Genomic DNA, 12102 nt, shown 5'->3' on the forward strand with positions numbered 1-12102 from the left:
CGATGATCTGCTCTTCCGTGAATCGTGAGGGGCGCATCGTCCGTCTCCGTGAGTGACGGACTCTACTCAAATCTGGAGGAAGATCAGGGTCTCAGGTCAGTCGAAGACCAGCTTCAGGAGGTTGCGAGCGCGACGTGAATGATGGCGAACCGGTCAGACCGGGAACTGGGACACCCCGCCGAACGTCCAAGGCGTCAAACAATATGTGCTTCAAACGATGCCTTCTGGAGAACTCGAAATGGCGTAGAGCGTGGGCCTTCCTCAATGGAGCCCACCCATGACAAGCGAAGTTATCCGTAATCCTAACACCGACCATCTCCTCACGCCCGAGAACTCGGCGCTCCTGATCATCGACTACCAGCCCGTCCAGGTCTCTTCGATCCGGTCAATGCCGCGCAAGGAACTCGTCTTCAACATCGCGAGCCTGGCAAAGGCGGCGGTCAACTACGGGCTGCCGATCATCCATTCGACGGTGAACGTGGTAAGCGGCCGCAACAAGCCGCCGATCCAGGAATTGCAGGACATCCTAGGTCACCTACCCATCTACGACCGCACGACCGTCAACGCGTGGGAGGACGTCGAATTCAAGCAGGCGGTGAAGGCGCTGGGGCGCCGCAAGCTCGTCATAACCGCGCTGTGGACCGAGGTGTGCCTGGCTTCCCCGCGCTTGACGCCCTTCTGGAGGGCTATGAGGTCTATGTTCCTGTGGACGCCGTCGGCGGCACGTCGGTTGCGGCGCATGAAGCAGGTCTGCGACGCGTAGAACAGGCCGGCGGCAAGCTTATCAGCCGCGTCCAGTTCTACTGCGAACTCCAGCGCGACTGGGCCCGGGAGGCCACGATTACCGGCTTCATGGACGTCTTCGAGAGCGCCGACGGCTTCAACCCTGAAAAGGCCGCCGCTGCCGAGGCAGCTTAAGCTCAATCGCACCAACTTTTAAGACGACATGAGCCCGGCGTTAATCTCGCCGGGCTCTTTGCGCCACTTCCTGACATTGGAGCTTTGTCCTGAACCAGACATTGGAGCGCGCCTTGGCTTAGACGAGATGATCGGGGCGATTGTGCCCCACATCGGGGCGCTCTTTTGTATCCTGATTGTGCGAGCGACGGCTGCGGTCGTCCCTTCCGACACGATGGATGTAGATCATTCCGTCGCCGCGCTCTGCCGGCTGGTTTCGAGCCGGTCGCTGACCGCGCTGGCCGCGTCGAGAAACGCTTTGATCAGCGGCGTGCGCATCAGATCGCGGGAGCATGCGACATACTCGTCGAAACTCGGCGCGGGCGGCGCGATCCGGACAAGGACACAGCGTCGATCCTCGCCGGCCTCTGAGCGCAGCACCGGCGCGATGCCGAACCCACAGGCCACCGCCTCCTTCGTCGCCTCGCGCGACTCGATCTCCAGACATTGCGGCATCGCGAGGTCCGCGGCGGTCAGCGCATTGAGGAAAGCGCTGCGCGTAACAGAGCCGGGCTCCCGAATGATGATGGTCTGGCTTGCCAGTTCGGCATAGGACACCATGCCCCGCTGCGCGAAGGCGTGCTCGCTATGGACCAGCAGCGCGATCTCGTCGCGCCGCAGCAGCTGGATGTGGAATTTGCTGTCGCCCGCCTTGAGGTCGGCCATGATGCCGATGTCGATGTCATAACGCGCCATCGCATCGAAAATGGCGGTTGAGTTGCCGACGCGTAGCGAGAACGTCACATCGGGATACTTGATCCGCAGTTCTTGCAGGATGGGCAGCACATGGTAGGGGCCCACGGCTCCGATGCGAAGATGCCCCTTGCTCAGGTTCTGGTGCCCGATGAGCAACTCGCGCGCCTCATCCTGGGCAGCATAGATCCGCTCGGTGATCACCTTAAGATGAGCGCCGAAATCAGTGAGTTCGATCCTGCGACCGACGCGGCGGAAAAGCTGCACGCCATAGCCCTCTTCCAGGATCTTGATCTGGGCGGAGACGGTCGGCTGGCTGATGCCCAGCCGGGCGGCGGCGCGGGTGATGCTCTCCTCGGTGGCGGCAATATGAAAGCAGCGCAGCTGGGCGTCGTTCATCCGGCCGAATCCCCGCGGACGCGCTGCCTATAAGGAGCATTGGTCCTTTCTATTGGATCGATCGGGGGCCTCCCTTCAAAGGTTTCGGCATCACCCGTCAGTTCCGCGCGGAGAGGATCGACCATGGCCTATCTGAACCCCATCAATGACATGCTGCTGCGCATCGGAGCCGATGCGACCAAGCAGATCGACCTCAAAGCGGCTTTCGGCGACAGCTACGCGACATTCGCCGTCGCGAGCAGCGATGGCAGCGCCGTCTCGGCGCAGATCGTCGACGGCGTGCTGACGGTGAGCGCGCTCGCCCTCGGCTACACCGATCTCGTCATCACCGCGACGACCGCAGACGGCGCCTCCGTGACCGACAATGTCCGGGTCAATGCGGCCGGTGCGAACGCGTTCACGATCGCGGCCCTGCCCGATACCCAGAACTACACCTCCAACGCGTCGAAGAACTATATTTTCGGCGATATGACGCAGTGGCTGGCCGATAACGCCGAAAGCCTGAACATCGATTTCGTCGTCGGGCTCGGCGACGTCACCGACAACAACAACGCCGCCCAGTGGGCGATCGCATCGGAAGCGCTGCACCGGCTCGACGGCAAGATCCCGTATTCGATCCTGCCCGGGAACCACGATCAGGCCGCCGGTGGGTCCGCCGCCGATCACTCGACGACCTTTCTCGACAATCTGTTCTCGCCGGATGCGCAGGCGGCGACCAATCCCAATACGTTCCGGGGCGTTTACGACGCCGAGCCGCAGCGCTCCGCCAACAGCTACCACAGCTTCACGGCGCCCGACGGCACCAAATGGCTGGTGCTCAGCCTCGAATTCGCCCCCCGCGACGACGTGCTGCGCTGGGCCGGCGAGGTGATAGAAGCCAACCTCGACCACCGCGTCATCATCGCATCGCACACTCTGACCACCTATGCCGGCCGCAGCGACGCGATGGCGTCGACGATCGGCGCCGCCCCCATCCAGGGTTACGGCGTCGCCAACGCAGCCGAAGGCGCCAATGACGGCGAGGCGGTCTATCGCCTGCTCACCAGCAAATATCCGAATGTGGTGATGACGCTTTCGGGCCATGTGCTGGGCGATTCCGCCGAGACCAACATCAGCTACTCGCAGTTCGGCAACAGCGTCATCGAGATGATGGCGGACTACCAGAGCGGGTCCTCGACCGAGATCGTCACCGGCGGCGGCGAGGGCGCCATCCGCCTGCTGACGATCGATCCCGACAATGGCCGCATCTTCACATCGACCTATTTCACCGAGCGGGATGCCTATCTGACCGGCTTTCGCGACAAGGAAGAACTCGACCGCGACGGCCTGACCGGTCCCTATCGCGACCATCAGCAGGAAATCACCGGTCTCGAACTCGGCACGCCCGAGCTCTACGCCCAGGCCAAGGCAGGCAGCGATGTCTTCGCCGATGCGCCGTCCGGCGTGTCCGGCGCGCAGGTGACGCTCGACGGCAGCGATACGCTGAACGCGGGCCAGGCCAGCTCATATGAATGGCGCGACAGCGACGGCACGGTCGTTGCCACCACGGCGGTCGCCACGCTCGAACTCGCCGCCGGCAAGCACGACTTCACGCTTCATGTCACAGATCAGAGCGGCAAGGTCTCGGTCGATGAGATGCGCGTCGTGGTGTCCGACGAGAACACCCTGCTCGTCGACAATTTCAACGACGGCAATGCCGATGGCTGGAGCAAGCCGCCGGCGCCGCGCACGCCCGATCTCTCGGAGAAGATCGCGTTCGGCACGACCGACGCGCTCGGGCTGCCGGCCCTGCCGGGCGGCGCGGGAAGCGCCATGTACTTCCCGGCGACCGCGCCGACGACCGAAGGCTTCCTGGTTCGTCCGGATTTCGGCGCCACCGCACCGATCAAGAGCTACACGCTGGCGATGGACGTTCTCGTGCCGGTCGCCAACAGGGGGCTGTGGTTTGCCTTCCTGCAGACCGACCCCAACCAGTCATCCAGCAATGACGCCGACTTCCTGATCAACACGGCCGGCGCCATCGGCATCAACGGGGACTACAAGGGCTCGTTCCAATACGGCGTCTGGCAGCGGGTCGTGCTGACCGTCACCGATCTCGGCAACGGCAACTCGACGCTGGCCAGGTATATCGACGGCGTCGCCGTCGGCTCGCAGACGATGCCGACCTCGCGCTACCAGATCGATCCCGAGAAGGGCTTCCTGATCTTCTCGGACAATGCGCCAAACGGATCGGCGCTCCAGACGCAGTCCGGCTATGTCAGCAGCGTCATGTTCTCCGACAAGCCGATGGCTGCAGCCGCAGTCACGGCGCTCGGCAAGGCCGATGCCGACGGTATCGCGGCTGCGGCGCCTGCCGGCAGCAATGCCGTGCAGTTCGATTTCGCTGCGGCGGATCCCTTCGCTCCCAGCCATGGCGCAGGTGAAGTCGTCGTGGTCGAGCCCGACAGCATCTTCGAGGCGACCGAGTTCGGAACGACCGAAGAACTCGGCGCGCTCGCGCTGCCTGGCGGCAGCGACGAGGTCATGGAGTTCCCGGCGACGCGCCCCGATGAAGGTTATCTGATCAAGCCGAGCTTTGCTGCCGGCGAGGGCAAGCTCAACAGCTACACCATCATCTGGGACATCTTCGCCCCGGAGGCGACCAACCACTGGATGGCGTTGCTCCAGACCGACCCAACTAATATCAGCGACGCCGACTTCCTCGTGAACATGGCTGGCGGCCTCGGCATCAACGGCAGCTACACCGGTAAATTCGCCGTCGATCAGTGGCAACGCGTCGCGCTGACCGTCAGCGACAATGGCGACGGCACCGTCACGCTGAGCAAATATCTGCAGGGCGTTCTCGTCGGCTCGCAGTCGATGCCGACCTCGCGCTACCAGATCGATCCCGAGAAGGGCTTCCTGATCTTCAGCGACGAAGGTCATTTCCAGTGGAATTTCGAGACCCTGCACGGCTACACTAACAGCGTCTTCTTCACCGACAAGGTGATGAGCGCCGCGGAGATCAGCGCGCTTGGCGGCGCCAAGGCCGGCGGCATCATGCAGGAATCGCAGATTGATCCTGCGCATGCGATCCAGTTCGATTTCGACAATGGCAGCCTCGATCCGCGCTTCGGCGAGGGCTCGCTGTCGCTGTGGGACAAGAACGCGGCCGAAAATCTCGACGGCTGGAGCGTCAAGGGGTCGATCCACGCGCCCGACGAGCCCATCGACGGGGAAGGCGCGCTGCACGACCGCAGCGACGCGGCCGGCAAGCTTCTGGTCTGGCAGGCGCAATCCGCGCTGGACTGGAAGGACTACAGCTACGACGTCACGCTTCAATCAACCGACAACGACGATATCGGCGTGGTCTTCTACTATCAGGACGCCGGAAACCACTATCGCTTCGTCATGGACAACGAGGCCGTCTCGCGCAGCCTCGTCCGTGTCGCCGACGGCGTCGAGACCGTTCTCGCGCAGACGAAAGCGGGCTACCGCTTCAACGACGCGCTCGATCTGCGCATCGTCGTCTCCAACGGGCGGATCGACGTGCTGCTCGACGGCAAGAGCGTCTTCGACGGGCCGGTAACGGATACCGCTCCGCTCGCGGGCGGCTCGGTCGGTGTCTATTCCAGCGGCCAGAAGAGCTCGATCTTCGACGACGTTGTCGTCAACAAGCTAGCCCTGACGGCCCATGGCGCGGGCGACATGCGCTCCATCGCCACTGAGGGCGAGGACGGCGCGCTCGTCCAGCTCACGGCGAAATCCTCCTTTGGCCCGGCGGATATCGTCTCCTATCGCTGGCTCGTCGATGGCGAGGTCGTGGCGGAGACCGCCGAGGCCGCCATCATGCTGCCGGTCGGAACCAAACAGGTCGTGCTCGAAGTGACGGACAGCACGGGCGGCGTCTCGAGCGACGTCGTCGCGGTGGATGTCGTCGGCCGCGGCGCGGTCCTGATGCAGGATCGCTTCGAGGACGGCGCGCTCGACGGCGTCTGGTCGATCATCGACGAGGGAACGATCGAAGGGCCGTCCGACTGGACGGTCGAAGACGGCCGGCTGGTCCAGAAATCCAACATCTACTCCGAGCAGCTCACCGCTGGCGGACCCAGCAATGCCAATGACTGGCAGAAGGGCTGGAGCCCGCTGGGCGACGGCAACTATATCCTGCGCAAGGGCACCACCGCCCTGTACGATGCACAGGCTGCGGGCGCCTATGATTGGAAGGACTACTCCATCGAAGCCTCGTTCCGGACGCCAGATGACGACGGTCTGGGCCTGGTCTTCTATTATCAGGATCCTGAAAACCATTATAAGCTCGAGCTGAACCATCAGTATCAGGTCTGGACGCTGGTACGCCTGCAGGACGGCATCGAGGAGGTGCTCGGTCAGGCATGGAACAAATATGCAATCGGCCAGGACACGGCGCTGCGCGTCGACATTCTCGACAACCGCATCTCGGCCTATATCGACGGCGAGGCGCTCTTTCCACTGCCGATCGAGGATCGCGGCCTGAGCTCTGGCACCTTCGGGCTCTATTCCTGGGGGAGCCAGGGCGTCAGCTTCGACGACGTCACCGTCGTCTCACTGGCGGACGCAGCTCCCGGCGGTCCGATTCGGGGCACCTCTGGCGACGATGAGCTTCTCGGCACGTCGGGCGACGACGTGATCCTGGCAGGTCTCGGCGACGACACGGTCCAGGCCAGCGACGGCAACGACACGGTTGATGGCAACGAGGGCGACGACGTTCTCGACGGCGAGGCTGGCGACGACGTGCTGGCTGGCGGCGCCGGCGACGACGAGCTGATCGGCGGCGCGGGCGATGACCGCCTCGCCGGCGGCGCAGGCGACGACACTCTCGAAGGCGGGGACGGCGCGGACACGGCCGATTACGCCGATGACACCGTCGGCGTGACCATCGATCTTGCGGCAGGCGAAGCCTTCGGCGACGCGGCCGGGGCCGATGCGCTCATCGCGATCGAAAACGTCATCGGCGGGTCCGGCGACGATGTCCTCAGGGGCGATGCCGGCGACAACCGGCTCGATGGCGGGGACGGCGTCGACACGCTGGCGCTGTCGGGCGCCACAGGTGAGATCATGCTCAATCTCGTTGCCGGGACGGTGTCGGCGGCGGGGCTGGGCAGCGATGTCTTCACCGGGATCGAGGCCTTCCGCCTCGGCGAGGGCGACAACCGCCTGGCGATCGCCGCCGGCGCGGCGGCGGTCGGACCGATCGATGGCGGCGCCGGCAGCGACACGCTGGTGCTGACCGGCACGGGCACGCTGGGTGCGCTGACCGATGTCGAGGCGGTGGAACTCGCCGGCGACTGGACGCTGACGGACGAGGGCTATGACGTCGCCTTCGGACAAGGCGTCCAGACGCTGACGCTCCAGGCCGCGCTGCTGGCCGATGGCGGCTTTGCCGGCACGATCTCGGGCTTCGCCGAAGAGGATCGGATCGCGCTGTCGGGCTTCGAGGCCGACATGGCGACGCTGGGGTCGGGCAATCTCTTGACACTGACCGGCCCGTCCGGCCCTGCGACGCTGCAACTCGATCCTACTAAGGACTTCTCCGGCATGGCGTTCAGCCTTGCGGCGGACGGCCAGGGCGGCGTCGTGCTCAGCTACGGTCCGGCCAATGCGGGTGACGACGTTCTCACCGGCGGCAATGGTGACGACGTTCTCGACGGCGGCGCCGGCAACGACGTGCTGAAGGGTGGTGCCGGCAACGACACGCTGCTGGGCGGGACCGGCGACGACCAGCTCGATGGCGGCTCCGGCAACGACCAGATCATAGCCGGTTCGGGCGCCGACCTTATCGCAGGCGGCTCAGGCGACGATGTGATCGAGGCGGCCGAGGGCGACGACGTCGTCGATGCCGGGTCTGGCAACGACATCGTCCTCGGTGGCGCGGGCAACGACACGCTTGATGGCGGGTCCGGCGACGACCGGATCGAGGGCGGCGCCGGTAACGACGCGCTGACCGGCGGCTCGGGCCAGGACGTCTTCGTCTTTGCCGCGGGCTTCGGCAGGGACACGGTCACCGACTTCAGGACGACGGGCCGTTGGACATGACGGGCGAGATAGGTCCCCAGCCTGATCGGCGAGATGCTGCGGTCAGGCTCGCCAGCCACGCTTTCCATGAACTCGAGCAGGTCGGCGGCCTTCTCATCCTTCGGATCGAAGGCGACGGCGTTCTGAGCTTCGGCGATCGCCTCGGCTGCCCGAACCTTTTTGGACCCGATGACATTGTGCCATCCGATTAACATGGCCTGAAGCGCCCTGCGTTCCGGATCACCCTCGCGGACGTCTTTGATCGTGCTCGCCACATCGGGCTCACCGAGCCAGACGAGTGCGTCGCGGACGCGCCTCGACCACTCTTCGAACGACCCGACAGGCGCCAGCCCGCTCTCCGGCTTACCTGCAACCTCATAGGCCCGCAGGATCGTCAAAGCGGCTACCACGAGCGCCGGACGATTGGCGGCAGCCTCAGCCTCCGCATTGAAGTCGAAGACCCGCGTGGTCGGGTCGTCGACTTGAGCGTCGAGAACGGAACAGAGCATCCGCCGGCAGAAGTCCCCCTTGGGCTGGAGGTTGTTGCCGTTCAGGAACACCAGCGGGCTCCTCACGGTGACCGTATTGCTGGAACCCAGAGGCCGTACCTTGACGCGACTGGAGGTCACAGAGGTGCACAGCTTGTCGTCCCCGAAGCTACTGGAGATGTTGTCGAGGCCGATGGCCGCGTTTCCCTCCAGAAGCAGGGCATCGATCCGCTTCTCAGTCTCTGCGGACGCCTTGGCTGCGTTGATCTGGGGAAGCGGAGCGCCGTTGGCGATGATCGAGATCGTGTTCACGAGCTTCGTTTTACCCGTGCCTGCCACATAGGAGTTCACTCCCACCGCCGGCTTAGCCGTGAGGGTGAAGCTGATCATTCCCGTCAGTATCGCCGAGATGGCAACCGCGCTGTCGACGGCCTCGACGAACGGGAACCCGCGAAACGGCTTCTTCAGCTGGTCCAGGGCGACCAAGGCATCGGCTTTGGTCGGGTTCTCGGGTACCGCAGGATACGCCGCATCGAGCTGGATGAAGATCCCCGAGAGGGCATCGTAACCGTTGGCCTGAGCCACAGATCCATCCTTGCGGAAGATGGGGCTACCGGACGCCATCATGACGGGGTTCAACCCGGCACCCTGGCGACCTATGAGCGCTTCCATCACCGCATTTGGAGGCAGCAGCGGCGATCCCAGAGTCTTCTTCTTGCGCCCCTTTTCGTCCGTGGTGATCGTCGGCGGATGTCGATACATCACTCGCCTCGAGACACCGTCACGAAGCGTGTGGACCGTGGCGGTGGCCAGGAACGTGCGCGTCACGCTTTCCTCGCCAACATCCATTGGTATAGTCGCGACGTACACGACGCGACCACCCTGAGAGAAGATCTGATTGTTGGCTTTCAGGACAGCGACCGTCTTGTCGGTCATGTCGGCCACGTCGGCCGGGTGGAATTCGATTTCGACCCTCTTCTGGGAGGTGATCGAAGGAAGATGATTAGACATGAGTATACCACGATTAACCTGACAAGGTCAGGTTGACAGTGATCGCGAAATGGTCGCCTGCAGCTTGATCGGGAGACTGCGGAGTGTCGATCGCGGCATCCCGAAGGACGACGTCGCTCTCAGGGGTGTTGCCGAACCCCTTGTACGGAACAGGTTTGGAAGCTGTTGAGAGGCTGTCGCCCATCGTCACCCCGCAGCCTCTCTGTCGCGGGTGATGTCCGCTGTGCCCCGCAACACAGCGATGATGACTCTGCGACCATTTCAAGCTTGGGAGCTCGAAGCGGTCCACGCGGCTTCAAACTGATGCTGGTCGAGTTAACCCCAGTTGCTTCACCGCCCAATTCATTGCGGTTGGCAACAGTGCATCAGCCGGTTGAAGAAGCTAACGTCCGGCAGTGACAATAGGCTGCGTCAAGGTTGGGTGGCCGTCAACTATCGATTGCCAGTATGGATATCGAAATTGATAAAAATTCAGAACAAATTGAATAATACTTGATCGTTATCGAGTTATAGTGATGATTTATACTAAAAGCCGACGTACGCGCACCGCACGATTTCATGAAGGAGTCCAACCTCGGCCTAGCTGCTTTGGCGGTCACAAGGCGTGCGACATCGGCTGATGGCTCCAATATCATGACGGCGGGATGGCTTGGCTTCTGCCTTCCTCGTTGCTGCGCAGAACGATGAGCGTCAGTTCCGATGGCTTGCCGAGACGATGGCAAAGCCGGGCCACAGGGCCGTTCCGTTGCTGACATAGAGGCCCATCGCGCTGAGTTCGTAACGGCCGGCGACGAAGCCGCCGATGAACAGCGGGATGAAGCGATCGAAGCCGGCGATCAGACCGCCATGGGTATGGCCGGAGAGCTCCAGCGAAACGCCCACTTTCGCCGCGCCGGCCGCCAGCCTGGGCTGGTGGTCGAGCAGGACGATCGGCGCCCCCTGCGGCGCGCCGGCGATTGCCGCCGCCACGTCGGGCCCGGGCAGGCCGCTAGTTTGCGCGCCCCTGATATCGGTGACGCCGGCCAGCACGGGAGCCGCATCACCGCGGCGCAGCACGGTATGGCTGTTCGCGACGGTTTTCATGCCCAGTTCCCCGAAGCGCGCCACTCGCCATCACCTCGATAAATAAGGACCTTGAGTACGCCAGCCGCACCTTAGGTCCTTCTTCAAGATCACTAGCAGGCAATCTAGCCCGTCTCGACGGCGACGCCGACATAAGGATTGGAGAGCTTGATCAGCCACTAAAGCTGCCAACTGAGGTACTGGGGCAGACGGCTAACCGGCTTCACCTCAAAGGTCGAGGGACGCCATTCCCGGCCGCCGATGCACCTCACTGAAGCGTCGAGATAGTCGTCGATGTGTTCCTGGGCCTCGTCTCGCGACGCGAACACAGCGGCTCGTCCGTTGGGGCTCTTGGCAAGGGAGCGCCCTGTGCGACCCTCATGGTAGTAACTGGTCTCGACGACCACGTAGGTGGCATCCGAATTCTGATCACGCGACATTGTCGAACTCCCACGCAATAGCTTCACGGCGATTGTTCATGATTTGTACTATCTGCAACGCCTCGAAGTTGAGCAAGGCGAAATCCTCGCGCGTGCCAAATTTTCACCTAGCTAAACTTTTACGTATTTCCGTCGCCGCTCCGAACGCACGAAGATCGCGCGCCTCCTGCGTGCTCCGGAACAAGCTCAGAGGCTCGCTGTGCGCGCGTGGAGGACTAAGTCTGCACTGAGCCGATGCCGGTCATCGACCGGCTCGGCGAAGCCCCCGAAGGCCTAGTCGACGGCGCGAGGGAAGGACGATACGTGTTCCGACAATGCAGGTAGTAGGTCCGAGTACCAGGTGCACCAAGTGGGCCCCGTTCGAGTTCACCTGAAGGCAAACGGAAGTACCACAGGGTCGCTCCGTTGAACCTGGTATCAAGGGGATGCCCCACTTGGTCCACCTCGTGAGAAGGCCCATCTCCTCCCTCGCGCTCCCTTGTCGACTGGGCGTCGCCCTGGGCGATTCCGGGATGGTGGGCGCGAGGGAAGGACGGACCCCTGCGCCGACAAGCCCCATCGCCTTCCTCGCGCTCCTCTGCCGACTGTGCGCCGCCCGGGACGACTCCGTGATGATGGCGCGAGGGAAGGACGGACCCCTGCGCCGACAACACCCCATCGCCTTCCTCGCGCCCCTTGCCGACAGGGCGCCGCCCAGGACGATCACGTGATGGTGGCGCGAGGGAAGGACGGACCCCTGCGCCTATAAGCCCCATCGCCTTCCTCGCGCCCCTTGCCGACAGGGCGCCGCCTGGGACGATCCCGTGATGGTGGGCGCGAGGGAAAGATGGCCCCTGCGCCGGCAGGATCCCATCGCCCCCTCGCGCTCACCTGTCGGAGGCAGCGGCACGGTCGGGCGTGACTTAACACTACATTCTCACTCAGAGCCCGTCCCGAAAGGGTTGAGCGACTGGGGCACTCGTGATTCCAAGGGGTTGTTCAGGCCATCTTGGAGCGAGCGATGTGGACCCCAGCCACTC

At 63.6% G+C, this 12102-nt stretch carries 4 protein-coding genes and 1 pseudogene; 2 read left to right on the forward strand and 3 right to left on the reverse strand.

The window, feature by feature from the left end:
• Positions 1-277 precede the first annotated feature (277 nt).
• Positions 278-918, forward strand: a pseudogene (locus ACFPOB_RS28615) (hydrolase).
• Between the two features lie 225 nt (positions 919-1143).
• Here the strand turns inward: ACFPOB_RS28615 and ACFPOB_RS28620 are convergent.
• On the reverse strand, positions 1144-2049 hold the full coding sequence (locus ACFPOB_RS28620) for a LysR substrate-binding domain-containing protein (RefSeq protein ID WP_377801658.1): 906 nt from the start codon (positions 2047-2049) through the stop codon (positions 1144-1146).
• A 123-nt stretch (positions 2050-2172) separates the two neighbouring features.
• Here ACFPOB_RS28620 and ACFPOB_RS28625 point away from each other — a divergent pair, with 123 nt between their 5' ends.
• Positions 2173-8103 carry a PKD domain-containing protein gene (locus ACFPOB_RS28625; protein ID WP_377801659.1) on the forward strand — a complete coding sequence of 1977 codons (5931 nt, stop codon included), beginning with the start codon at positions 2173-2175 and terminating at the stop codon, positions 8101-8103.
• Positions 8104-9594: 1491 nt separating this feature from the next.
• Here the strand turns inward: ACFPOB_RS28625 and ACFPOB_RS28630 are convergent.
• Together ACFPOB_RS28630 and ACFPOB_RS28635 are read right to left on the reverse strand one after the other, a co-directional pair.
• Positions 9595-9771 (reverse strand): hypothetical protein, encoded by a 177-nt coding sequence (locus ACFPOB_RS28630; RefSeq protein WP_377801660.1) that lies wholly within the window; start codon positions 9769-9771, stop codon positions 9595-9597.
• A gap of 500 nt (positions 9772-10271) precedes the next feature.
• A complete protein-coding gene (locus ACFPOB_RS28635) occupies positions 10272-10664 on the reverse strand; it encodes a hypothetical protein (protein WP_377801661.1) in 393 nt (130 codons plus the stop codon).
• Positions 10665-12102: the final 1438 nt, after the last annotated feature.

Source organism: Allobosea eneae, from assembly GCF_042657265.1.
GTDB lineage: Bacteria > Pseudomonadota > Alphaproteobacteria > Rhizobiales > Beijerinckiaceae > Allobosea > Allobosea eneae.

Bases quoted from the DNA above. Each gene is read 5' to 3' on its own strand.
- ACFPOB_RS28625 (WP_377801659.1), top strand. From the start codon at position 2,173: ATGGCCTATCTGAACCCCATCAATGACATGCTGCTGCGCATCGGAGCC.
- ACFPOB_RS28635 (WP_377801661.1), bottom strand. From the start codon at position 10,664: ATGAAAACCGTCGCGAACAGCCATACCGTGCTGCGCCGCGGTGATGCG.
- ACFPOB_RS28620 (WP_377801658.1), bottom strand. From the start codon at position 2,049: ATGAACGACGCCCAGCTGCGCTGCTTTCATATTGCCGCCACCGAGGAG.